Source organism: Pseudonocardia yunnanensis (assembly GCF_039534065.1).
GTDB classification, from domain to species: Bacteria; Actinomycetota; Actinomycetes; order Mycobacteriales; family Pseudonocardiaceae; genus Pseudonocardia; species Pseudonocardia yunnanensis.
Genome location: NZ_BAAAUS010000006.1, coordinates 338,778 through 362,740, shown reverse-complemented (window position 1 = coordinate 362,740; position 23,963 = coordinate 338,778). Strand labels below are relative to the sequence as shown.

Below are 23,963 nucleotides of genomic sequence, written 5' to 3'. Positions count from 1 at the left end.
AAGTGGGGGATGTGGCGGTCGTCTCGGTGATCGTCGGAGTGACCGGCGAAAGCCGTCACGCCCTGTCGACAACTCACTGGTCACCAGGGCCAGTAGCAGGCGCAACGCAGGCGTCGCTCATTACCGCTGGAAAGCGTTTCCTGGTCTTCTGAATCGATTACATGATCGGTCCTGTGAGTCAATCGACAGCTGCTAGCGGTGGGGGAAACCGGACACCGGCGGTACCGTCACTTTCTATCTTTGACCTGCACACCCGGCCGAGCAACGGATCGGGTGCGCGCAGCATTCCCGGGGACCGGGCGTCCCGGCGAGGAGCGAGGAAAACATGACAGCGATGACCGTGTCAGGGATCGACGAAGCGCCGACCGACAACGCGCGCCTGCTGTCGTGGGTACGTGAGGTCGCCGAACTCACCAACCCGGACCGCGTCGTCTGGTGTGACGGCTCGGACGAGGAGTGGGACCGCATGACTGCGCGCCTCGTCGAGGCCGGGACGTTCGTGAAGCTCAACGAGGAGAAGAAACCGAACTCCTACTGGGCCGCGTCCGACCCGGACGACGTGGCCCGTGTCGAGGAGCGCACCTTCATCTGCTCGGCGCGTGAGGTCGACGCCGGTCCCACCAACAACTGGATGGACCCGGCCGAGATGAAGGCCACGATGACCGAGCTCTACCGCGGTTGCATGCGCGGTCGAACGATGTACGTCATCCCGTTCTGCATGGGTCCCCTCGACGCCGACGAGCCGTTCCTCGGTGTGGAGATCACCGACTCCGAGTACGTCGTGGTCTCGATGCGCATCATGACGCGCATGGGCAGCGCAGTGCTGCCGCTGTTCGACGGCCCGGCCGGCGACAAGTTCGTTCCGGCGCTGCACTCGGTGGGTGCGCCTCTCGAGCCCGGCCAGAAGGACGTTGCGTGGCCGTGTAACGAGACCAAGTACATCACCCACTTCCCGGAGACCCGTGAGATCTGGAGCTACGGCTCCGGATACGGCGGTAACGCGCTGCTGGGCAAGAAGTGCTACGCGCTGCGGATCGCCTCGGTCATGGCCCGTGATGAGGGCTGGATGGCCGAGCACATGCTGATCCTCAAGCTCATCAGCCCCGAGGACAAGGCGTACTACGTGGCGGCGGCATTCCCGTCGGCATGCGGAAAGACGAACCTCGCGATGCTGCAGCCGACCGTGCCCGGATGGCGTGCCGAGACCGTCGGCGACGACATCGCATGGATGCGTTTCGGCGAGGACGGCCGCCTCTACGCGGTGAACCCCGAGTTCGGATTCTTCGGTGTGGCGCCGGGCACCAACTGGAAGACCAACCCCAACGCGATGCGCACCATCGAGAAGGGGAACTCGCTGTTCACCAACGTCGCTCGCACCGATGACGGAGACGTCTGGTGGGAGGGGCTCGAGGGCGACCCGCAGCATCTGACGTCGTGGCTCGGTGAGGACTGGACGCCTGACTCGGACAAGCCGGCTGCCCACCCGAACTCCCGCTACACCACGCCGATCTCGCAGTGCCCCGTCGTTGCGCCGGAGTGGCAGGACCCGAAGGGTGTGCCGATCTCGGCCATCCTGTTCGGTGGCCGCCGCAAGACCACCGTCCCGCTCGTCACGGAGGCGCGTGACTGGCAGCACGGCACGTTCATGGGCGCCACGATGTCGAGTGAGAAGACCGCAGCCGCCAAGGGCGGTCTCGGCCAGGTCCGCCGCGACCCGATGGCGATGCTGCCGTTCCTCGGCTACAACGTCGGCAACTACTTCCAGCACTGGGTGAACATCGGCAAGGGTGCCGACGCCGACAAGCTGCCGCGGATCTTCTACGTCAACTGGTTCCGTCGCGGTGAGGACGGCCAGTTCCTGTGGCCGGGCTTCGGGGAGAACTCCCGCGTCCTCAAGTGGGCGATCGAGCGCATCACCGGCACTGCGGCGGCCACCGAGACGGCGATCGGCTACGTGCCCACCGCCGACCAGCTCGACCTCGAGGGCCTCGACGCCCCGCTGGCCGACATCGAGGCGGCGCTGGCCGTCGACCCCGAGGACTGGAAGGCCGAGATCCCGCTCATCGAGGAGTGGTTCGAGGTGATCGGGGACAAGCTCCCGAGCTCGATGCGTGACGAGCTCGAGGCCCTGAAGCTGCGCCTGGGCATGTGAGGCGTCCGGCGGGCCGCGGGTTTGTGAGTATCGCCATGCGGCCCGCCGGATCAGGCACTCATACGATCGCGGGATATCTGCGATCGGGGGGCTTGTGTGCCTATTTCGAAATATTCGAAAGTCAATAGTGGTGGTTCGTACGGTTTGCGCTGGAACGCCTGGAACCTCTTGTTGGTGGTGCCGTTCCTGATCCTGGTCACGCCGTGGATCAACAGCGTGGAGCCGCGGTTTCTCGGGTTGCCGTTCTTCTACTGGATCCAGCTGGCCTGGGTGCCGGTGAGCGTGGCAATGGTCGCGATCGTGCATGTACGCACCCGTGGCGGCCGTGCGCCGAGCGTCCCCGCTGCGAATGACGTGGATGTGCTGGATGCGGGGTCCGGCCGGTGATCCGGGTGCCCGAGCTGATCGTGTTCGCGGTGTTGTTCGTGGCGGTGTCGGCGCTGGGGTTCGTCGCCGCCGGGTGGCGGCGCGGGCCGACGCTGGATCATCTGGAGGAGTGGGGGCTGGGCGGGCGCCGGTTCGGCTCCTGGATCACCTGGTTCCTCATCGGCGGTGACCTCTACACCGCCTACACCTTCGTCGCGGTGCCCGCGTTGCTGTTCGGCGCAGGCGCCGCAGGGTTCTTCGCACTCCCGTACGCCGTGATCGCCTACCCGCTGGTGTTCCTGCCGCTGCTGCGGATGTGGTCGGTGTCGCGGGTCAACGGCTACCTCACCCCCGCCGACTTCGTCCGCGGTCGCTACTCCAGCCCACTGCTGGCCCTGTTGGTGGCCATCACCGGGCTGGTCGCGACGATGCCCTACATCGCGCTGCAACTGGCCGGGCTGGAAGCCGTGTTGCGCACGATGGGCCTCAATGCCGGCGGGTTGCTCGGGCACCTGCCGCTGCTGGTGGCGTTCCTGATCCTGGCCGCCTACACCAACCAGTCCGGGCTGCGTGCCCCTGCCCTCATCGCCTTCGTCAAGGACATCCTGATCTACATCGTGGTGCTGGTCGCCGTGGTCTACCTGCCGCTGCGGCTGGGCGGCTGGGCGGCCATCTTCGACGCCGCGGACGCCAAGTTCACGGCCACCCCCAGCCCCGCCGACGGGATCGTCCTGGGCGCGAACAACCAACTGCAGTACGTCACCCTCGCGCTCGGCTCCGCGCTGGCCCTGTTCCTCTATCCCCACGCCATGACCGGGGTGCTGGCCTCCCGCGGCCGCGACGTGATCCGCCGCAACATGGTGGCCCTGCCCGCCTACTCGTTCGTGCTGGGCCTGATCATGCTGCTGGGCTTCGTCGCGATCGCCGCCCACGTACAGCCCATCACCAACGCCGCCACCGGCCGCCCTGACACCAACACCATCATCCCGATGCTGTTCGCCGACCAGTTCGGCCCCGTGTTCACCGGCGTGGCCTTCGCCGCGATCGGCATCGGTGCCCTGGTGCCCGCCGCGATCATGTCCATCGCCGCGGCCAACCTGTGGACCCGCAACATCTACAAGGAGTACCTGCGCCGCGACGCCACTCCGCACCAGGAGGCCAAGCAGGCCAAGCTCGCGTCGCTCGTGGTCAAGGTCGGCGCCGTGCTGTGCATCGTGCTCATCGACCCGCAGTTCTCCGTCGACCTGCAACTCATCGGCGGCGTGATCATCCTGCAGACCCTGCCCGCCGTCGCGATCGCGCTCTACACCCGCTGGCTGCACCGCTGGGCACTGGTGACCGGCTGGGTCATCGGCATGGCCTACGCCCTCTACCTGCTCTGGATCATCCCCAACCCGGCCACCGGCAGCGCCCACTTCGGCGGCTCCGCCCTCCCGCTCGACCGACTGCCGGTGTTCGGCTGGCACCCCTTCGCCGGCTCGCAGCTGCAGATCTTCGTCGGGTTCGTCGCCCTGGCCGTCAACGTCGTGGTCTCCGTAGTGGCGACGCTCGTGCTGCGGGCCGCCCACGTCCCCGAAGGCGAGGACCGCACCACCGACGCCGACTACCACGCCGACTCCGACTCCGACGATCTCCCGGAGCTGGTGCCGACACCGGCCGCAGTGGCCGGCCGATGAACGTCAGGCGGCTGCCGATCGACGGGTCATGACCGTTCGGCCGCGAAAAGTGGCCGTTCCTCGGCCGTGGGAGCGGACAGGACGCCACTTACCGGACGCTCGGCATATTTCACTCGACCGGGTGACCGGACACCGCCCAGGGTGAACCGTTCGGTTGCCCACCGATTGCTCCGCGTGCCCTGTGAGGTGCAACATCCCTCACGGCGCTCGCGATACGAGGGGTGACCGTCGCTGCTCGGCGCCGGCAGTCGGAGGTGACCACGTGCTGGATGTCGGACCGGCGAACCCGAACGGCGAGGATCACGACCTCGCCGTCTTCGTCGATCGCCTGGCCGCAGCGGGGTCGGATCCGGCCACTGCGTCGGCCAAGGAACAGATTCGCCGAACCATCGAGGCGGGCGCGTCCCCACCCGGGCTGCGCAGGCTCGCCGAGGCCCTCGCGGCGTCCGTCGGGGAGCTTCCACCTCCGCAGCGCCACCCCGCAGAGGATTCGCGGTCGATCGTCGCGGCGATGCGGGACAACACCCTCGTGATCCTCGAGGAGTTCGACCCCGCTGCTGTGGCGGGCGCTGTCGCGGCCCTGCTCGCCGACGGCAGGCGCGTGGTCGTCACAGCCACCGACGCCATCGAGCTCGGAGCGGTTCGCACCGCGATGCCTGCGGATGCCGCGTCGCGGGCTCTCGACGGGCTGCCCCCGCTCACCCCGGCCGAGATGCGTGAGCTACGCAGGTTGCTGGCCACCTCCACCCCCGAGCGACGCGCCCGGGCCGCCCAGGAGCTCCCGGACGACGGGCTGCTGCCCGCGCCGCACGAGGTCGCGGCGCTGTGTGCGCAGGCCGACTGGAACAACTCGGTCAGCAACCGGGCGTCCATGGTCCCCGCGCTGCTGTCGAACCTCGACCCCGAGCGGCGCAACGCCGTCACGTCGGTGGCTCGCTGCGTGAGCCGGTCGCTCGGTGCCCTGCCGCCCCGCACCGAGCAGACCTGGCTGCGGGGGTTGCTGTCGCATCTCATCTACGGCCAGAACCGCGCGCCGTTCGACCGGATGCTGGAGGACACCGCCCAGGCCGTCGCGGTCCTGGACCGGGCCCGCTACCTGCCGCCCGTGTCGTTCTCCGCCACGCCGCCGCCCGGGGCGTTGGACGTACTACGCCGGTATCGGGAGTACCTCGAGTCCGGAGGCCGGGCCCGCTCCTATTTCCGCAACTCGGTGCAGCGGGAGGTGCGGGCGGTCCTCGCGCCGGCCCGGGTGGGCCCGCGTGCCCCGGAGACCGCCGACGACGTCCAGCGCGTCATCGAGCACCTCGAGCTCGGAGAACGGCGTCATCGCATCCACCTCGGGTGCATGGAGCTGGGCCTGCCCACGCCACGCAACGAGAGCGAGCTGTCCGAGCTGGCCGAGGGACTGGTGAAGGTGGCGGCGGCCGCCCGTTCGGTCGGGGCCCTGCGCCACGACGTGCTGTTCCTCGCGCCCGACTCGCCGCTGTCGGTGCCCGACGTCGAGAGCGCCGAGGAGATCGCCGGCGCGATCCTCGAGTACGCCGACCACGGCGGGGCCATCATGGCCGAGCGCCGGCTGGACTCCATCGCCGGCGAGCTGGCCGCCCGGGGCGGCCCCGACCAGCCACCCGAGTACGAGCACGCCGTCGTCGCATTGCGCAAGCGCGACGCCAACGCGTATGCAGCAGCCTTCGACGCTCTCGCGGGCGCCCGCCGCGATGTGCACGACGAGAACCTCCAGGCGACGCTGCTCCAGCGGCTGGGTGCCGGTGCGCCGGAGCTCGCCGAGGCCTGGACGGCGCTGGCCCAGGACGACCCTGCGACGCTCGGCGTGGCCTCGTTCCTTCCGGTGGAGGCGCTGCTGTCGGCGGTCCCGCCCGCCGACAGCGCCGATGTCGTGCTGGTGCTGGACGCGGCGGAGCTCGGGGTCGAGCGGTTGCTGCTCACTGCGGTAGCCCCCCGGATGGTCGCGGTGGTCGCACCGGACGAGCAGCCGAGCGACACCCCTTCGCTGCTCAGCGTGCTGCGGCGGGCGTCGGCATTGGTGATCCGCCGCGAGAGCAACGGTGGTGGAGGCCGGGTCGTTCCCTTGAACGGCGGGAACCGCAAGACGGCTCCGGCCAGTTGGGCCGCGACCTGAGCTCGAACGTCGGCCGGAGCGGCGCTGCCTGCACTCAGCCGCGCACCTGCTCCAGAAGTGCGATCGGATCGTCGCCTGCCGTCTCGCGTTGCCAGCCGTCGGCGATCGGCCGATAGAGCACCCAGCCGCCGGGTTCCTCGTCGTTCACGCGCAGCAGGGCGATCGGCGTGGCCGACCAGGCGGCGGTGAGCTCAGGGTAGGCGGGCGGTCGACGATCGAGGATCGTGATCTCGTCGCCCTGGATCGTGTAGCCGATCTGCCACTGCTCGCGCTCGGCCTCGGGCACACGGTCGGCGCACCAATGGGACAGGAGGGTGCGGATCTCCTCGGACACGGGCATGAGCGCATCGTGGCGGTTCCGGGGGCTACCGTCGAGGGCTATGGATGCTGCGCCGCACCCCGTGAGCCGGTTCGGCCACGTCGAGCTCGAGGACATGCCCGCCGACCTGCGCCGACGCATCGAGGTGATCACCGAGAAGTCCGGGTTCGTGCCGAACGTCTTCCGGGCGCTCGCCCGCAGACCGGCCGAGCTTCGCGCGTTCCTCGACTACCACGACGCCCTGATGGACTCCGACGACGGGCTGAGCAGGGCGGAGCGCGAACTGGTGGTGGTGGCCACCTCGGGTGCCAACCACTGCACCTACTGCGTGGTCGCGCACGGCGCCATCCTCCGGGTGCGGGCGAAGGACGCGGAGATCGCCGACCGCGTGGCCACGAACCCCTGGGGGGTCGAGCTGAGCCCGCGCGAACGCGCCATCGTGGACCTGGCGCTGCTGATCGCCACCGACTCCGCGTCGCTCACCGACGCCGAGCTCGACGACGCCCGGATGGCAGGCCTTTCCGAGGACGAGATCTGGGACGTCGGGGCGATCACGGCGCTGTTCGCGATGTCCAACCGGCTGGCCCATCTCACGGCCCTTCGACCGAACCCCGAGTTCTACCTCATGGGCAGGCTGCCGAGATCGTAGAACGCCTCCGTGCAGTCTTCGTGCAACCAGCAGGTCATGCGGTGGTGATGCAACCCAGGGACGATGCGCGAATGTCGAACCTCGTCGGGAAGCGGGTGGCGATCGTCTCCTACCGCCTCGGAATGGCCGATGGCGTGTCGGTCACGGCGAGCCAGTGGGCTGCGGGTTTCCGGCGTATCGGGATGCGGGTGCGGCTGGTCGCCGGGGACGGGTGCCCCGACGTGCTCGTGCCCGGCCTCGCGCTGGATGCCGCGAAACCGCCGTCGCGACGGTCGCTGGACGCGGCGTTGCAGGACGCCGACGTGGTCGTGGCCGACAACGTGTGCTCGCTGCCGGTGAACCAGGCGGCGGGTGAGGCGGTGGCCGAGTACCTGCGGGGCCGCCGGGCCATCCTGCGTCACCACGACCTGCCGTGGGAGCGCGAACGGTTCGCCTCGGTGACGACGTGGCCCCCGGACGACCCGTCGTGGCGCCACGTCACGGTCAACGAGATGGCTCGCCTCTCCCTGGCCGACCGGCGCAGCATCTCGGCCACCACCGTCTACCACGGGTTCGACGAGGTGCCTCGACCCGAGGAGCGCGACGCCGTGCGGGCCCGGCTCGAAGTCGGCGCAGGCCCGCTGGTGCTGCAGCCGACCCGCGCGATCGCCCGTAAGAACGTCGACGTCGGGCTGGCGCTCGCCGAGTCGCTCGGCGGCACCTTCTGGCTCACCGGCCCGGCCGAGGACGGGTTCGCGGACGAGCTCGCCCGGCTCTTGCGGAGGGCCCGGATCCCCGTGCGGCGCGGGCTCCCGCCGGGTGCCGACATGGCCGCGGCCTACGCGGCGTGCGACGCCGTGGTGCTCCCGTCGTCGTGGGAGGGCTTCGGGCTGCCGCTGATCGAGTCGGCGCTGCACCGAAAGCCGCTCGCGGTGGGCGACTTCCCGGTGGCCGAGGAGCTCGCCGCGTTCGGGTTCCGCTGGTTCCGGGCCGCTGACCCCGAGCCGCTGCGCGCCTGGTTGGCCGACCCGGACCTATCGCTTCTCGACCACAACGAGGCCGTCGCGAGCAAGCACTTCGGGCTCGACGCACTCTCCACGAGACTCGAACTGCTGCTGTCCGGTGCGCCCGTGTGCCACCATTCCGACACCGACGAGGATGCCGGAGGGCAAATCGCATGCGACTGCTTGACCGCCTGATCACCCGCGCCCTGCGCGGTCCGCTGGATGCACTGGTTGCGGAACAGGTGGCCCGACAGGTCCAGGAACTGAAGCTGGACGCGCTGTACTCCTGCCGCTGGCACGGCGACCGCTCGCGGCTGCACATCCCGGACACCGCGGTGGTCAACAACGCGCTGTTCAACATGTCCGGAGGCACGATCACGATCGGCGAGTACGCCTTCTTCGGCCACGACGTCGCGGTCCTCACCGGCACCCACGACATCGAGCAGTTCGGCCGCGCCAGGCAGTTGGCCTTCCCCCGGTCCGGCCGCGACGTGGTGATCGGTGACGGGGTCTGGCTCGCCAGCGACGTCCTCGTGCTCGGTCCGGTCACCATCGGCGAGCACGCCGTTGTGGCGGGCGGGTCGCTGGTGCGTGAGGACGTCGAGCCCTACACGGTTGTGGCGGGGCGCCCGGCGAAGGTCATCAAGAAGATCACCCCGCCCACCGCATGAGGCTGGAGATCGGCGCAGGGGAGAAGCCGCACCCCGATTACGACCTGCACGTCGACCTGCTCGCGCTCCCGGACATCGAGGTCCGCTGCGCGATCGACCGCCTGCCGTTCGCGTCGGGCTCGCTCGACGCACTGCGTGCCAACCACGTGCTCGAGCACCAGAGCTACGAGCTCATCCCCGAGACGGTGCGGGAGTGGGCTCGCGTACTGCGCCCCGGCGCGAAGATCGACATCGGCGTCCCGGACGCGCGGTTCATCGCCACCCAGTGGGTCGAGGGCACGATCGACACCGCGGAGGCGAACTACTGGATGCTCGGCGGCCACTCCGAGCGCGAGGCCCACAAGGGCGTGGACGAACGCGGCGTCCCGCTGTGGATCTGGAACGCCCACCACACCATGTTCGACGCCGATTCGCTGCGGGCGGCCGTCGCCCCGTTCTTCGTCGTCGAGGAGCTGTTCACCTACGACATCCGCAACCTGAGGTTGTACGCACGCAAGCCCTGACCGGCACCTACTACGTCGACTTCGTCGAGTCCGCGCCCTCCTGCTCCGGGGCGCGCTCGGCGACCGCGAGCCAGACTCCACAGAGGCCGGAGACGAACAGCAGGCCGGTGACGATGCCCTCGATCTGCAGCGGCGTGAGCCGGGTGGCGCCGGGCGGGACGAACGCGGCGGCCACCACGAGGGCATAGAGCAGCGGGTCCACCACCGAGAGCTTCCGGACGGTGATGCGCCCGGCCTGGCCCCCGCCGCGCTGCAGGTAGCGCACCGACTCGACCAGTCCGATCAATCCACCCAGCACGAACGTGATCCGCCAGATGAGCCCGCCGTCGTTCACCGACGCCAGCAGCGAGGCGAGGCCCATCACGCCGGGCAGGAAGAACTTCAGAGTCACGTGCAGGGTGGTGGAGTGCCGCTCCGGGTCGGTGCGCCACCCACCGTGAGCGAACTGCATGACTGCGAACCAGATCGCGAGCAGCGTGAGGCTCATGCTGCTGAGGGTCTGGTAGAACGTGGTCGCCGGGTCCATGTCAGCCCTTTCGGGAGGGTGCGGCGGCGTCGATGCTGTGTGGCCCAGCAGGGTGAGCGGTATCGGGGAGACCCCGCGACCTCGCGGTATTTGGGTACCGTCGCCCCACGAGCGGGGGTTCCTGACCAGGGGTGACGCATGCCGAGGTCGGAAGGGGAGCTCGCCGGGCGGGCGCTGGAGCTGACCCGGCTCGACCACGCGTGGGGCAGAGCTGTGCGTGGCGGCGTCGTCGTGGAGCTGGTCGGCGAGCCGGGGATCGGCAAGAGCGCCCTGCTCGGCGTCCACACCGAGCGGGTGCGCGCCGACGGCGGGCTCGTGCTCGTCGGTCGCGGCGCCGAGTGCGCGCAGAAGAGCCCGTACGCACCGCTCGCCGAGGCGCTGGGCGCCCACCTGCCCTCGGCAGGCCTGGCGCCGTTCCCGCGTCCGCACGCGGTCGTCGGGTCGCTGCTCGAGCGGCTCGCCGCGAGGCGGCCCGCGGTGCTCGCGCTCGACGACCTCCAGTGGGCGGATCGGGCGTCCGTCGAGTTGCTGGGGCATCTGCTCCGCGCGCCGCCCCGCGCGCCCGTGCTGCTCGTGCTCGCCCGCCGGCCGCTCCCCCGGCAGGAGCGGCTCGCCGCCGCGCTGGCCGAAGCAACGGCATCCGGGCTCGTCGAACGGGTCGAGCTCGGTCCGCTCGACGACCGGGCGGCCACGCGGCTCGTCGCCCCGTCGGCCCGGCTGATGGCGCGGCGTGACGCGCTGGTGCGCCGATGCGGTGGTAACCCGTTCCTCCTGCTCCACGTGGCGCGCCACGGCGGAGGCGTCCCGGGGGCGGTGGTGGACCTGGTGGTCGAGGAGATCGAGCAGCTCGGTCAGGAGGCTCGATGCCTGCTGCAGGGCGCGGCTGTCGTGGGTGACCCGTTCGACCTCGACCTGGCGGCCGTGGCGGCGGGCAGCCCCGTGCGGCCCCCGATCGACGAGCTCGTCGATGCCGGCCTCGTCCGTCCGGCCGACGCGAGCCGTGCGTTCCGGTTCCGGCACCCGCTGCTGCACCGGATCGTCCGCGACCACACCGGGCCCGGGTGGAGCGCCGGCGCGCACGCGAGAGCCGCCGGTGCGCTGGCACGTGCCGGGGCGCCGCCGGTCGCGCTGGCCCCGCATGTCGCACAGTCGGCCCGGCCGGGTGACCGCACGTCCGCCGGGCTGCTCATCCGCGCCGCCGACGGCATCGCGGCGCGTGTGCCCGGCGATGCCGCACAGTGGTACGCCGATGCGCTGCGCCTGTTGCCCCAGGTCACCACCGCCGAGCGGGTCGTTCTGCTCACGCGGCGGGCCTTCGCCCTCGAGAGCGCCGGCCGGCCGGGCGCCGCCCGGGCCACCGTCCAGGATGTCCTCGGCCTGGCGGCTACCGGCAGGAGCGCTGCTGGAACCCCTCCCACGACCCACCGCGGGACCGCGCCGGGCTGCCGGGGCTCCGTCCACGCTCCCGAGGGCGCCAGGATCGTCGTGCGTCGCGTGCTGGGGCCGCAGGCGCGCCGGCGAGTACGGGACGAGTTGACCGACCGGGAGCAGGTGGTAGCCGCGCTCGTCTCCGAGGGCCGGACGAACCGGGAGATCGGCGAGGCACTGCATCTGGCCGAGAAGACCGTGGAGCGCTACGTCTCCCGGGTGCTCGGGAAGCTCGGTGCCCGCACCCGCGCCGCCGTCGGCGGTCTCCTCGTCCCGTTGCGGTGAGGGGGTGCGGTCGTGTCGGAGTCGCAGGGGTACCGCGTAGGGGTTATCCCGGATGGTCCCGCGAGTGCGGTCGGGACAGGCTGCAGGTGGCCCGCTCCGAGGGGGTGTGCGGGCCGTTCGGAACCACGACGGGGAGGACCCGCCACGATGGTCGGGCGTGAGGTCGAACAGGCTTTCGCCGACGTCGTCGTGGCTGAGGTCGCTGCCGGCTCGTCGCATGCCCTCGTGGTGTGCGGCGAGCCCGGCATCGGCAAGACCCTGCTGCTGGAGCATCTGGCGGGGAGCGCCGAGGCTGCGGGTTTCCTCGTGGTGGTCGGTCGGGTCGGCCGGGACGGGCCGGCGCCGTACTTTGCGGCGCCGTCCGCCAGCGGGGCACCGCTGCTCGTCGTCGTGGACGACGTTCACCGGGCCGACCCGGCCGCCGTCGAGCTCGTCGACCGCATGCTGCGCCACCCGCCCGGTGACCGGGTGCTCTTCGGTATGGGGCTGCGGCCGCAGTACGCCCCGCGCGGGCTGTTGCGGGCACTACGGGCCGCCGAACGGGCAGGCACGCTGTCGACGGTCGAGCTCGGGCCCCTGCCCGCCGACCAGGCCGATGCATTGCTCGATGGCCGTCTCCCCGATCCCGAACGGGCCCGCATCCGCGAGGAGAGCGGAGGCAACCCGTTCTATCTGCACGAGCTCGCACGCTCGGCGGCTGCGCCGTCCGACGGACCGGACGGTGCCGGGCCGGGAGTGCCGAGCGGCATCGTCGCGTCCTTGCGCGAGGAGCTGGGCGCGCTGCCGGCCTCCGCAACGCGGCTGCTCTCCGCTGCTGCCGCCGTCGGGGATCCGTTCGAGATCGGACGGGCCGCGGCCGCTGCCGCACTGCCGGAGGGGGAGGCGCTCGACCTGCTCGACGAGCTGTGCAGCCGCGACCTCGTGCGTGCGACCGGGGTACCACGGTGCTTCACGTTCCGGCGCCCGGTGTTGCGGCGTGCGGCGTACAGGTCGACCGGCCCGGGACGGTGTGCCGACGCACGCGCCCGTATCTCTCCCGCTGAGCCGGAATCCGCGGGCGTCGGCGGGCACACGTGCCAGGGACCGGAGGCGGTGCGGCTGCTCACCGCGGCTCTGGACGCCGTTCCCGACACCGACTCGGCCACCGCCACCCTGCTGCGGCTGGCGATCGGTACGGCTCACCTCCGGGCTGCCGATCACGAGCAGGCACGGAGCTGGGCGAGCCGGGCCCGCGGCGCGACCGGCACGGACCCGATACTGCAGGGGGCGGCGGCTGCGCTGCTGGCCGGAGCGGCCGGCCGGGCAGGCTCCGTTGCCGAGACCGGCGCGGCCGCCGACGAGGCGGCCGCACTGCTCGATCCTCTCCCGGACGACGTCCTCACCACCCAAATCGATGCCTTGCTCCTGCTCGGCTGGAGCGAGACCACGATCGAGCGGCCCGACCCCGCATGCGTTCACCTGCGCCGGGCGATCGCCCTCGCCGAGCAGACCGGCCAGGTCCACCTGCTGCCTGAGGCGCGCTCCGCCCTCGCCGTTGCATTGACCTGGACGGGCGCGCTGGCCGAGGCAGCGCGCAGCGGTGACGCGGCCATCGCCGGTTCGCGGTCGACGGGTGCACCCGAGAGCCGCCTGCGCGCGCTGTGGAGCCGCTGCGCCACCGCGATCGTCGCCGGGGACCTGCCCGGGGCGGCGCGGCTGTGCCGGCGAGCGCGCGGTCTGCCCGGGACCACCGCCGAGATCGCTGCCACCACCGCGGAGGTGCGGCTCGTGGCAGGCGACCACGACGCGGGGCTCGCGGCGTTGCGGGAGGCCGGAGGCGGGGCGGAGCTCCCGCGGATCGCCCGGAGCCGGCGGCCTTACTGGTTCGCGCTGCTCACCGAAGCCGAGATCCGCTCGGGGCGCCGGGCCGACGCCACGGTCTGGGCCGAGCGGGCCGAGGAGGCGGCGGCCGGTCTCGGTCTCGCCGGCCGCACCGGGTGGGCGCTGCGTGCGGCAGCGGCCGTCCGCAACGCCCACCGCGAGCACGCGCGGGCGGCCTGCCTGGCACTGCGGTCCGCCGAGCTGCTCGACGGCGCGGGCAACCCGGTCGAGGCTGCTCGCTCCCGCACGCTCGCCGGCATCGCGCTGGGGGCCGCCGGGCAGAGGTCCCGCGCGACGGCCGAGCTGGGCGAGGCGGCCGATGTGCTGGCTCGATGCGGGGCCGCCGGGCTCGGTGCACAGGCAACCGCCCTGCTGCGGGGGATCCGCAGCGGTGGAAACGGAAGCACCGCCCGCGACGTGCTGAGCCCCCGCGAGCACCAGATCGCCCTGATGGTCGCGACCGGCCGCACCAACCGTGAGATCGCCGAGGAGCTGATGCTCTCGGTCAAGACCGTCGAGACACATCTCGGGCGGGCTTTCGGCAAGTTGGGTGTCCCGACCCGGGCGGCTCTCGCCGCGCAGGTCAGGGCCGGGACCTGAACGGTCGGGGATTCCACCGAGCGGGTCACGGGGCCTGCGTCACATGGTCCGGGCCGGGCCGCTGTGGAAGCATCCGGCCGTGGCCAGGACGACCGGGGCCGCCTCCGCGTGGCAGGTCGTGCCCGAGGACGGCGTCCACAACCTGCCCTTCGACCTCACGCGCTTCGTCGGGCGCGGCGCGGAGGTTGCCGCAGTCACCGCTGCGCTCGCCGAGCAGCGGTTGATCACGCTGACCGGGCCCGGCGGCTGTGGCAAGACGCGGCTCGCCACCCGTGTCGCCGCGGAGACGCTCGGCCGGTTCCCGGAGGGTTGCTGGTTCGTCGACCTGGCCGCAACGGGCGACGCCGACCTCGTCCCGCAGCTCGTCGCGCAGGCCCTCGCCGTGCGCGAGCAGCCCGGCGTCCCACTGCCGGACGTGTTCACGGGTGCCCTGCGCGAGCGCACACTGCTCCTCCTGCTGGACAACTGCGAGCACGTTGTCGAAGCCGCCGCGGCGCTGGTCCACGGGCTGCTGGCCGGGTGCCCGCACGTGCGTGTGCTCGCGACCAGCAGGCGGTCGCTCGGCCTGCCGGGTGAGATCGTCTGGCGGGTGCCGCCGTTGGTGCACGGCGACGCGGTGCGGCTGTTCATCGAGCGAGCCCGCAACCGGTTGCCCACCTTCTCGCTGACACCCACCACGTCACAGGCGATCGGCGAGATCTGCCGGGGACTCGACGGTCTCCCGCTGGCCATCGAGCTCGCCACCGCCAGGATCACCGTCCTCGCCGCTCCGGAGATCGCCGCGATGCTGTCCGACCAGCTCGAACTCCTCGCGGGCGGCGATCGCGGCGTCGAGCCTCGCCACCGCAGCCTGGAGGCGGCGCTGCGCTGGAGCCACGACCTGCTCGACGATCCACAACGGCTGTTCTTCGCGCGGCTGTCGGTGTTCTCGGGCTGGTGGGGGTTGGACGCCGCAGCGGCCGCCGCCCCGGCCGACCAGCGCCCGCTCGACCTGCTGACCGTGCTGGTGGACCAGTCACTGGTGGTGGCGGAGGCAGGCGCTGGGGCCAGCGGGACCACCCGGTATCGGATGCTCGAGCCGGTCCGCCAGTTCGGGCTCGCGCTCCTGGACGAGCAGGACGCGCTGGCCGCTGCGCTGGCCGCGCACGCCGCGTGCGTCCTCGCCCTCACCGGGCAGGCGGCTGCGGGCCTCCAGGGCCCCGAGCAGCTGGACTGGTTGCGCCGCCTCGACGACGCCGAGCCGGACCTGCGCGGAGCGGCCACGACGCTGGCGCAGACCGGCGACGGGGAGCGCCTCGCGCGGCTCGGCTGGAACGTGTGGCTGTTCTGGTGGTTGCGCGGCCGTTTCAGTGAGGGGCGCCAGGCGATGGAGCAGGCCCTCGCCGTTCCGTTGTCGCCGCAGGCCCGGGCGCGAGCGACGTACGTGGCCGGCACGATGGCCTGCGGGCAGGCCGACTACCGGACGGCCGCAGACCTGCTCGAATCCAGTATCCGGTTCGCCCACGGTGTGGGCGACACCGCTGTCGAGACCTACGCGCTGAGCAGCGCCGGGTTCGCCGCGATCGGCCTCGAGGAGCAGGAGCGGGGCGTCGAGCTGCTCGAGCGGGGGGTCGGGCTGGCGCTGTCCTGCGGGCAGCAATGGGCGGCGTCGTTCATGTCGTGCTTCCTCGGCACGGTCGCCCGGCGCGAGGGCAGGCTCGACCGGGCGGAGGAGCAGGGGCGCAGGGCACTCGACCTGGCCGGGTCGGTGGGTGACCGGGAGGGCGCGGCGATGGCGTCGCACCTGCTCGCGGGCGTGGCCATGGACGCCGGGCGCGATGCCGACGCCGCCGCCCACTTCCGGGAGGGGCTGCGACTGGCCGCCGAGGTGGGTGACGCGCCGAACGTGGCCTTCTGCCTGCAAGGGCTCGCCACGGTGGACGCCGACGTGCCGCGCGCGGTCCGGCTCTTCTCGGCCGCGGAGGCGCTGCTGTCGCGCGTCGACGCGGGTGGTTACGTCTCCGCACCCGACCAGGAGGGGATGCGCCAAGCGGTCGCCTCGGCGAGGGCCGGACTCGGCGAGGCGGCGTTCGCTTCGGCCTGGGCGAGCGGCCAGGACCTGTCCCCCGGGGAGGTGCTGGCGCTGGCGCTCGACCGCGGCCCCGCGCAGGAAGGCACGGATCCCGACGGGCTCACCGCACGCGAGGCCGAGGTGCTCGACCTCATCGCAGGCGGCCGGGCGAACAAGCAGATCGCGTCCGAACTGTCGATCAGCGTGTCCACGGTGGAGCAGCATGTCACGCGGATCTACTCCAAGATCGGCGCCAGGGGCCGGGCCGACGCCACCGTGCACGCGCTGCGCCGCAGCGCCCGCCGCTGATTAGGAGCGCGCTGAACAACTCGGCCCTACTGCGCGGCGCCCAGGCGGCGCCCTCGCGGCGTTGTCGTCGGGCCCGATACAACAGCGGTATCGGCCCCTCCTCCGCCTTGCGATGCCACCACCTGGATCACCGCTCGCTACGGGCGGAGTTGCTCAGCACCCTCCTACAGCACCTTCGACAGGAACGCCTGCGTGCGCTGGTGCCGTGGGTTGGTGAGTACCTGGCGCGGATCGCCTGCCTCGACGATGCGGCCCTCGTCCATGAACACCAGTGTGTCGCCGACCTCGCGGGCGAACCCCATCTCGTGGGTCACCACGACCATCGTCATGCCCTCGCGGGCGAGACCGCGCATCACGTCGAGCACCTCGCCGACGAGCTCGGGGTCCAGCGCCGAGGTGGGCTCGTCGAACAGCATGAGCCGCGGGCTCATCGCCAGCGCCCGTGCGATCGCCACCCGCTGCTGTTGCCCTCCGGAGAGCTGGGAGGGGTAGGAGTCGTACTTCTCCGAGAGCCCGACGCGGTCCAGCAGCGCCATCGCGCGCTCCCGGGCCTGCCGCTTCGGCTCCCGGCGGACGGTGCGCGGCGCCTCCATGACGTTCTCGGCTGCGGTCTTGTGCGGGAACAGGTTGAACCGCTGGAACACCATGCCGATGTCGCGCCGCTGCCGCGCCACCTCCGACTCGCGCAGCTCGTGGAGCTTGCCGCCGGACTCGCGGTAGCCGATGAGCTGGCCGCTCACCCGCATGGCGCCGGCGTCGATGCGTTCGAGGTGGTTGATGCAGCGCAGGAACGTGGACTTGCCCGATCCGGACGGGCCGATGACGCAGGCGACCTCGCCGGGCATGACGGTCATGTCGATGCCGCGGAGCACCTCGACGTGTCCGAAGCTCTTGTGGACCTCGATCGCTTCGACCATGGGTGTGGTCATGTCGTCACCGTGCCTGCTCGGGGGCCCGCCACGACAACAGCCGTGAGCCCGTGGGACCGCGACTCGTGCCCCGCCCGTAGTGGCGCTCGATGAAGCCCTGCCCGATCGAGAGCAGCGACGTCAGTGCCAGGTACCAGGCGGCGGCCACGATGAGCAGCGGGATCGTCTGGAAGTTGGTGGAGTAGATCCGCTGCACCGAGGTGAGCAGCTCGAAGTAGCCGATCACGACCACCAGCGAGGTGGTCTTCAGCATCGAGATGGTCTCGTTGCCGGTGGGCGGGATGATCACCCTCATGGCCTGGGGCAGCACGATCCGCCGCAGCGTCTGGGCCCGGGACATGCCCAGCGCGCCCGCCGCCTCCGACTGGCCATGGTCCACCGACTGCAGCCCGCCGCGCACGATCTCGGCCATGTAGGCCGCCTCGTTGAGGCCGAGGCCGAGCAGGCATGCCGCGAACTGGTTGATCAGCTGGTTCGTGTCGAACGAGATGAACTCCGGGCCGAACGGGATGCCCAGCGCGAGCCGCGGGTAGAGCGCGGCCAGGAAGTTCCAGAACAGCAGCTGCGCGATCAGCGGTGTGCCGCGGAACAGCCAGATGTAGACGGCCGAGACGCTGGAGAGCACCGGGTTCGGCGACAGCCGCATGATCGCGAGCGCGATGCCGCCGACGATGCCGATCGCCATCGACAGAACGGTCAGCACGAGCGTGTTGCTCAGGCCGTTCAGCACCGGTGGGGAGAAGAGGTACTCCCCGACCACCGGCCAGCGGAAGCCAGGGTTGGTGAGGATCGTGTTGACGAGCATCGCCGCCAGCACGGCCAGCACGGCGACCGCGAGCCAGCGGCCGGGGTGCCGGACGGGCACGGCCTTGATCGGCGGCGGCCGCCGCGTCGTCTCGACGGGCGAAGAGGTGGTCACTGCGAGATCAGCTCCGGATCTCGGAAGTGGGTATCGCGCCGTTGGACACGTTCCACTTCTCGAGGATCGTCTTGTAGGTTCCGTCGGTCATCACGGACTTCACAGCACCCCGCACGGCTTGTGCGGACTGCCCGTGGTTCTCGGCCAGGATGATGCCGTACCGCGCTGTGTCCCTCGGGTCCCCCACCACTCCGACGGTTCGCGGACGGAACCGTGACGAATACAGCCGGTAACGAACAGGTGGCGTACACGGTGACCTCCGGTACCTGACGGAGCACGGCCGCGGCGTGATCAGCTGCTGATCTCGGAAGTGGGTATCGCGCCGTTGGACACGTTCCACTTCTCGAGGATCGTCTTGTAGGTCCCGTCGGCGATCAGGGACTGCAGGGCACCCTGCACGGCCCGGGCGAACTGCCCCTGGTTCTTGCCCAGGATGATGCCGTAGGGCGCTGTGTCCCACGGTTCCCCGATCACCTCGACGGCTCCGCTGGTGGTGGTGACGGCGTAGGAGGCGACCGGCGAGTCGGCCAGCATCGCGGCGATGCGGTTCGACGTCAGCGCGAGTGTCACGTCGGTCTGCTGTTGCAGCTCGGTGACCTGGATCGCCGCCTTGCCGGCATCGGTGCAGGCCTTGCTGCGCGCAGCGATGTCGTCAACCTGCACGGTGCCTGCCTGCACGCCGACCCCGCGGCCGCACAGGTTGTCGGCCGTGATGCCGTCCGGGTTGCCGGCCTTCACCGCCAGGCTGGTGCCTGCCGAGAAGTAGCTGACCATGTCCACGGTCTGGACGCGCTCGTCGTTGATCGTGAACGAGGAGATGCCCAGCTCGTAGCGGGCACCTTCGATGCCCGGGATGATCCCGGAGAACGCGCTGTTCTGGAACTCCGGAGTGAGCCCCAGCTTCTGGGCCACGGCCGTGCCGAGGTCCACGTCCATCCCGATGATGGTGGTGCCGTCCTGGGCGGTGAACTCGTTGGGGGGATACGACGCATCCGTGCCGAACACGAGCCGGCCGTCGCTCGCGACCGAGGCGGGCACCATCGCCGCGAGCGCGTTGTCCTTCGGCGCGGCCGGGAGAGCGCCTGCGGTCACCGAGTCGGCGGATGTGCCACCGCTGCCGTCCCCGCTGGCGCCGCAGCCGGCGAGGACCACGGTCAGCGCAGCAGCGGCGAGCACAGTCGGTAACGAACGAGTGGTGGCGTGCACGATGACCTCCGATACCTGACGGGGAGCTACGCCGGGATGCTGCCATTTCACCCACGTATGGGCACTCACGGATTGGTCACTGTTGTGTGACGTCACGCTCCGTGACGCCTTGCGGATGCCAGGTGAGCGACGGCGCTAGGCTGGGTACAAGGACAACAGGGACAGCGTCGACGCGCTGTCCGCGGTCGCACCACAACCACGGAGGAGCGCAATGCCGCTGTTCAGAAAGCTGGCCACGCTGGCCACGGTCGCGGAGGTCGCGCGCCGCTACGCCAAGAGCAACCCGGAACAGGCGGCCAAGTTCGTCGACCAGGCTGCCCAGTTCGTCGACAAGCAGACGAAGGGCAAGTACTCGGGCCAGATCAGCGGCGTCGCCCAGAAGGCGAAGGGCCTTGCCGGCATCCGGCAGACCCCCGGTGCCGGCGGCAACGGGTACAACCCCGCTTACGAGCGCCCTGCGAACTTCAACCGGCCCCCCGGCAGCACCACGCCGCAGCCCGGCCAGTCGTACCCGGGAACACCGGAGCGCTGACAGCCGACTGCAGGTCCGACAACGGCACGTCCCCGGCCGGGGGACGTGCCGTTTGTGCATGCGGACGTTGCTCCCGCTCGCCGGGGCGATCGTGCCAGGATTGCGCCAGCGCCCGGATGCGGCGCCCTCACCCGGGCGTCGGGTTCGAACACGCGCCCGCCCCGTGCCGCCACGAGCGGTTGCGGGTCCCGAGCACGAGGAGGCAACCGTGACCGTCCCGCATGAGTGGGTACCGCCCGCCACCCTGAGCGCCGAGCAGCACCCGAGCCGCGAGCAGGTGCTGGCCGGCCTGAAGGGCACCGACGAGGGCGACCCCGATCTCGTCCAACTCCTGACGCCCGAGGGCGAGCGGGTGCCCGACCCCCGCTTCGACCGCTACGCCACCGACCTCGACGTCGCCGCCCTGCGCGGGCTCTACCGCGACATGGTGCTGGTGCGCCGCTTCGACCGCGAGGCCAACGCGCTGCAGCGACAGGGCCAGCTCGGCATCTGGGTGCCGCTGCTCGGGCAGGAGGCCGCGCAGATCGGCGCGGGCCGCGCACTGCAGCCCCAGGACATGGCGTTCCCGTCCTACCGGGAGCACGGGGTGGCCTGGACCAGGGGAATCGATCCCACCGAGCTGCTCGGGATCTTCCGCGGCACCGACCATGGCGGCTGGGACCCGAAGGCCACCCGGTTCCACCTCTACACGATCGTCATCGGCAACCAGTGCCTCAACGCCGCCGGCTACGCGATGGGCCAGCGGTTCGAGGGCCGGGTCGGCAACGCGGTCGGCGAGGGGACCGACGTCGGATCGGTCAACGAGGCCACGATCTGCTTCTTCGGCGACGGCGCCACGAGCCAGGGCGACGTCCACGAGGGCTTCGTGTGGGCCGCGGTCTACGACGCCCCGGTGGTCTTCTACTGCCAGAACAACCAGTGGGCGATCTCGGAGCCCACCGAGCGTCAGTCCAGGGTGCCGCTCTACAAGCGGGCCGGTGGATACGGCTTCCCCGGTATCAGGGTCGACGGCAACGACGTGCTCGCCTGCCTGGCCGTCACCCGCTGGGCGCTGGAGGAGTGCCGCAGCGGCAACGGGCCGGTGCTCATCGAGGCGTTCACCTACCGCATGGACGCGCACACCACGTCGGACGATCCATCGCGCTACCGGTTGGCCGACGAGCTGGAGCTGTGGAAGCTCAAGGACCCGATCGAGCGGGTGCGGGTCAACCTGGTCCGCGAGCACGGTGTCGGGCAGGAGTTCTTCGCCGAGGTGCAGGCCGAGTCCGACGAGCTGGCCGCCCGGTTCCGCGAGTTCTGCCTGCAGATGCCCCCGCCCGCTCCTGACCGGATGTTCTCGGAGGTCTACGCGGGAGGCTCCCCCACGATCGACGCCCAGCGGGAGGAGTTCCTCGCCTACCACGAGTCGTTCGAGCCCGAGGGATCCCTCTCCGGCGCGAGCGGGGAAGGGGCCTGAGATGACCGTTCTCACGTTGGCCAAGGCGCTGAACGACGGTCTACGCGCGGCGATGGAGCGCGACCCGAAGGTTCTCGTGATGGGCGAGGACGTCGGCAAGCTGGGCGGCGTCTTCCGGGTCACCGACGGGCTGCAGAAGGACTTCGGCGAGCAGCGCGTACTCGACACGCCGCTGGCGGAGTCGGGGATCATCGGCACCGCCGTCGGCCTCGCGATCCGGGGCTTCCGGCCGGTGTGCGAGATCCAGTTCGACGGGTTCGTCTTCCCCGGGTTCGACCAGATCAGCTCCCAGCTCGCGAAGCTGCACTTCCGTTCGCAGGGCAAGGTGCGGATGCCGGTGGTGGTGCGCATCCCGTTCGGCGGAGGCATCGGTGCGGTCGAGCACCACAGTGAGTCGCCGGAGTCGTTCTTCGCCCACATCGCGGGGCTGAAGGTCGTGGCGTGCTCCAACCCGGTGGACGCCTACTGGATGATCCAGCAGGCCATCGCCTCCGACGACCCCATCATCTTCTTCGAGCCGAAGCGGCGGTACTGGGAGAAGGCCGAGGTCGACCTCGACGCCACGCCGCTACCGCTCTTCGCCTCACGGGTGGCCCGATCCGGTTCGACGCTGACGCTCGCGGGTTACGGCCCGGTGATGCGCACGTGCCTGGAGGCCGCCACGGCTGCCGAGGCAGATGGCCATGACATCGAGGTGATCGACCTGCGCACGCTGTCGCCGTTGGATCTCGGTCCTGTCGTCGAGTCCGTCCGCCGTACCGGGCGGCTGGTCGTCGTCTCGGAGGCTCCGTCGGAATCCTCGATCACCGCAGAGGTGGCAGCGAGGGTGCAGGAGTTGTGCTTCCACTCCCTGGAGGCGCCGGTCATCCGGGTCGCGGGATTCGACACCCCCTACCCACCGTCGAAGTGCGAGGAGGACTACCTCCCCGATCTCGACCGGGTTCTGGACGCCGTCGACCGCTCATTGGCCTGGTGACGGGGATGCGTCGTGAGTTCGCCATGCCGGACGTCGGCGAGGGGCTGACCGAGGCCGAGGTCGTCACCTGGCACGTCGCCCCCGGCGACACCGTCTCCGTCAACCAGGTCATCGTGGAGATCGAGACGGCCAAGGCCGCGGTCGAGCTGCCGAGCCCGTACGCGGGCACGGTGGGCGCGCTGCTGGTCGAGCCGGGGCAGACCGTCCCCGTCGGGGCTCCGATCATCGCGATCGAGACCGCCGAGGCAGGCGCCCCCGCCGCCGCACCGCCGGCCGCCGACACCGAGGAGGCAGGCGCGAAGATCGGAGAGGCGGGAGCGGACGGCCGTATCGCCACGCTCGTCGGCTACGGCCCCCGGCCGGGCTCGGTCCAGCGCCGTCCCCGCCGCGCCCCCGCCTCCGCACCCCCCGCACCCCCGAAGCCGGACGAGCGGCGCGCTGGTCCGGACCTGCCGGGCGAGAGTGCCGTCGGTACGAAGGAGGGTGCGCGGAACGGGACGAGCGCGGGGCCGGTTCCGCTCGCCAAGCCCCCGGTCCGCAAGCTCGCGAAGGACCTCGGCGTGGACCTACGGTCCCTCGCCGGTTCCGGTGCCGGTGGCGTGATCACGCGGGAGGACGTCACGGCCGCCGCTGCCGCGCCCGCCGCGCCCGTGTCCGCCCCCACACCCTCGGCCGGTGGGGTGCGGCGCGAGCCGATCCGTGGGGTCCGCAAGGCCACCGCGGCGGCGATGGTGAGCAGCGCATTCACCGCACCCCACGTCACCGAGTTCCTGGCCGTCGACATCACCGAGACCATGGCGCTGCGCGACCGGCTGCGTGGCACGCGGGAGTACGCCGAGGTCAAGCTGACGCCGCTGGCGTTCGTCGCCAAGGCGGTGTGCCTCGCGGCCCGGCGCACCCCGGAGGTCAACGCGTCCTGGGACGAAGCGGCGGGCGAGATCGTCTACTACGACCGGGTGCAGCTCGGGATCGCGGCGGCCACTCCGCGGGGGCTGATCGTCCCCAAGATGCGCGACGCCGACACGCTCACCCTGCGGGAGCTTGCCGCGGCGCTGGGCGAGCTCACCGCCACGGCACGGGCCGGCCGGACACTCCCGGCCGACCTCGTCGGTGGCACCTTCACGATCACGAACGTGGGGGTCTTCGGCGTCGACACGGGCACCCCGATCCTGAACCCGGGTGAGGCGGCGATCCTCGCCGTGGGGGCCATCAAGCCGATGCCGTGGGTGGTCGAGGGCGAACTGGCGGTCCGTACGGTCTGCCAGCTCGCGCTGTCGTTCGACCACCGGCTGGTCGACGGCGAGCAGGGGTCGCGGTTCCTCGCCGACGTCGGCGCTCTGCTCACCGATCCGTCGCTCGCTCTCACCTGGTGAACGGCCCCCCGGCCAGGGCGGATGTTTCACTCGGGTGACCGATCCGTGACCACGA

At 71.2% G+C, this 23,963-nt stretch carries 21 protein-coding genes; 15 read left to right on the top strand and 6 right to left on the bottom strand.

All coding sequences use genetic code 11. The features are described 5' to 3' along the window. Positions 1 to 325 precede the first annotated feature (325 nt). The 4 genes from ABD743_RS07925 (at position 326) to ABD743_RS07910 (ending at position 6,334) form a co-directional block, all read left to right on the top strand. Entirely contained in the window at positions 326 to 2,152 is a 1,827-nt protein-coding gene (locus ABD743_RS07925; RefSeq protein ID WP_344720284.1) for a phosphoenolpyruvate carboxykinase (GTP), read from the top strand. Positions 2,153 to 2,248: 96 nt separating this feature from the next. Then, positions 2,249 to 2,539 (top strand): DUF3311 domain-containing protein, encoded by a 291-nt coding sequence (locus ABD743_RS07920; protein WP_344720282.1) that lies wholly within the window; start codon positions 2,249 to 2,251, stop codon positions 2,537 to 2,539. After that, positions 2,539 to 4,194, top strand: a complete 1,656-nt coding sequence (gene mctP / locus ABD743_RS07915; protein ID WP_344720744.1) for a monocarboxylate uptake permease MctP — start codon at positions 2,539 to 2,541, stop codon at positions 4,192 to 4,194. Before ABD743_RS07920 ends, mctP begins: the two co-directional genes overlap by 1 nt. Before the next feature lie 262 nt (positions 4,195 to 4,456). After that, positions 4,457 to 6,334, top strand: a complete 1,878-nt coding sequence (locus tag ABD743_RS07910) for a hypothetical protein (protein WP_344720280.1) — start codon at positions 4,457 to 4,459, stop codon at positions 6,332 to 6,334. A gap of 34 nt (positions 6,335 to 6,368) precedes the next feature. Here the strand turns inward: ABD743_RS07910 and ABD743_RS07905 are convergent, their stop codons facing one another. Then, positions 6,369 to 6,674, bottom strand: a complete 306-nt coding sequence (locus ABD743_RS07905) for a DUF3024 domain-containing protein (RefSeq protein WP_344720278.1) — start codon at positions 6,672 to 6,674, stop codon at positions 6,369 to 6,371. A 40-nt stretch (positions 6,675 to 6,714) separates the two neighbouring features. Here ABD743_RS07905 and ABD743_RS07900 point away from each other — a divergent pair, with 40 nt between their 5' ends. The 4 genes from ABD743_RS07900 (at position 6,715) to ABD743_RS07885 (ending at position 9,459) form a co-directional block, all read left to right on the top strand. Continuing rightward, a complete protein-coding gene (locus ABD743_RS07900) occupies positions 6,715 to 7,302 on the top strand; it encodes a peroxidase-related enzyme (protein WP_344720276.1) in 588 nt (195 codons plus the stop codon). 71 nt (positions 7,303 to 7,373) lie between these two features. Then, on the top strand, positions 7,374 to 8,480 hold the full coding sequence (locus ABD743_RS07895; RefSeq protein WP_344720274.1) for a glycosyltransferase: 1,107 nt from the start codon (positions 7,374 to 7,376) through the stop codon (positions 8,478 to 8,480). Beyond that, a complete protein-coding gene (locus ABD743_RS07890; protein ID WP_344720272.1) occupies positions 8,459 to 8,956 on the top strand; it encodes an acyltransferase in 498 nt (165 codons plus the stop codon). The genes ABD743_RS07895 and ABD743_RS07890 overlap by 22 nt, the downstream gene beginning before the upstream one ends. Then, positions 8,953 to 9,459, top strand: a complete 507-nt coding sequence (locus ABD743_RS07885) for a class I SAM-dependent methyltransferase (RefSeq protein WP_344720270.1) — start codon at positions 8,953 to 8,955, stop codon at positions 9,457 to 9,459. Before ABD743_RS07890 ends, ABD743_RS07885 begins: the two co-directional genes overlap by 4 nt. Before the next feature lie 10 nt (positions 9,460 to 9,469). Here ABD743_RS07885 and ABD743_RS07880 read toward each other — a convergent pair whose 3' ends face one another. Next, positions 9,470 to 9,985, bottom strand: coding sequence for a hypothetical protein (locus ABD743_RS07880; protein ID WP_344720268.1), 516 nt, complete (start codon positions 9,983 to 9,985; stop codon positions 9,470 to 9,472). Positions 9,986 to 10,123: 138 nt separating this feature from the next. Here ABD743_RS07880 and ABD743_RS07875 point away from each other — a divergent pair, with 138 nt between their 5' ends. From ABD743_RS07875 to ABD743_RS07865, 3 genes are all read left to right on the top strand, one after another. Next, positions 10,124 to 11,698, top strand: a complete 1,575-nt coding sequence (locus tag ABD743_RS07875) for a helix-turn-helix transcriptional regulator (protein WP_344720266.1) — start codon at positions 10,124 to 10,126, stop codon at positions 11,696 to 11,698. Positions 11,699 to 11,845: 147 nt separating this feature from the next. Continuing rightward, positions 11,846 to 14,158: an ATP-binding protein gene (locus ABD743_RS07870; protein ID WP_344720264.1), complete on the top strand. Its 2,313-nt coding sequence runs from the start codon at positions 11,846 to 11,848 to the stop codon at positions 14,156 to 14,158. 79 nt (positions 14,159 to 14,237) lie between these two features. Continuing rightward, entirely contained in the window at positions 14,238 to 16,517 is a 2,280-nt protein-coding gene (locus ABD743_RS07865; RefSeq protein ID WP_344720263.1) for a helix-turn-helix transcriptional regulator, read from the top strand. A gap of 164 nt (positions 16,518 to 16,681) precedes the next feature. Here the strand turns inward: ABD743_RS07865 and ABD743_RS07860 are convergent, their stop codons facing one another. From ABD743_RS07860 to ABD743_RS07845, 4 genes are all read right to left on the bottom strand, one after another. Then, positions 16,682 to 17,446 carry an amino acid ABC transporter ATP-binding protein gene (locus ABD743_RS07860; protein ID WP_344720261.1) on the bottom strand — a complete coding sequence of 255 codons (765 nt, stop codon included), beginning with the start codon at positions 17,444 to 17,446 and terminating at the stop codon, positions 16,682 to 16,684. 4 nt (positions 17,447 to 17,450) lie between these two features. Then, positions 17,451 to 18,365: an amino acid ABC transporter permease gene (locus ABD743_RS07855; protein ID WP_344720259.1), complete on the bottom strand. Its 915-nt coding sequence runs from the start codon at positions 18,363 to 18,365 to the stop codon at positions 17,451 to 17,453. A 7-nt stretch (positions 18,366 to 18,372) separates the two neighbouring features. After that, positions 18,373 to 18,552: a hypothetical protein gene (locus ABD743_RS07850; RefSeq protein WP_344720257.1), complete on the bottom strand. Its 180-nt coding sequence runs from the start codon at positions 18,550 to 18,552 to the stop codon at positions 18,373 to 18,375. A 104-nt stretch (positions 18,553 to 18,656) separates the two neighbouring features. After that, positions 18,657 to 19,571: an ABC transporter substrate-binding protein gene (locus ABD743_RS07845; protein WP_344720255.1), complete on the bottom strand. Its 915-nt coding sequence runs from the start codon at positions 19,569 to 19,571 to the stop codon at positions 18,657 to 18,659. 211 nt (positions 19,572 to 19,782) lie between these two features. Here ABD743_RS07845 and ABD743_RS07840 point away from each other — a divergent pair, with 211 nt between their 5' ends. The 4 genes from ABD743_RS07840 (at position 19,783) to ABD743_RS07825 (ending at position 23,908) form a co-directional block, all read left to right on the top strand. Then, a complete protein-coding gene (locus tag ABD743_RS07840) occupies positions 19,783 to 20,103 on the top strand; it encodes an antitoxin (RefSeq protein WP_344720253.1) in 321 nt (106 codons plus the stop codon). 208 nt (positions 20,104 to 20,311) lie between these two features. After that, the gene (pdhA, locus tag ABD743_RS07835) at positions 20,312 to 21,559 is read left to right on the top strand and encodes a pyruvate dehydrogenase (acetyl-transferring) E1 component subunit alpha (RefSeq protein ID WP_344720251.1); all 1,248 of its coding nucleotides are present in this window, start codon (positions 20,312 to 20,314) and stop codon (positions 21,557 to 21,559) included. 1 nt (position 21,560) lies between these two features. Then, positions 21,561 to 22,535 (top strand): alpha-ketoacid dehydrogenase subunit beta, encoded by a 975-nt coding sequence (locus tag ABD743_RS07830; protein WP_344720249.1) that lies wholly within the window; start codon positions 21,561 to 21,563, stop codon positions 22,533 to 22,535. 5 nt (positions 22,536 to 22,540) lie between these two features. Further along, positions 22,541 to 23,908 carry a dihydrolipoamide acetyltransferase family protein gene (locus tag ABD743_RS07825; RefSeq protein ID WP_344720743.1) on the top strand — a complete coding sequence of 456 codons (1,368 nt, stop codon included), beginning with the start codon at positions 22,541 to 22,543 and terminating at the stop codon, positions 23,906 to 23,908. Positions 23,909 to 23,963 lie beyond the last annotated feature (55 nt).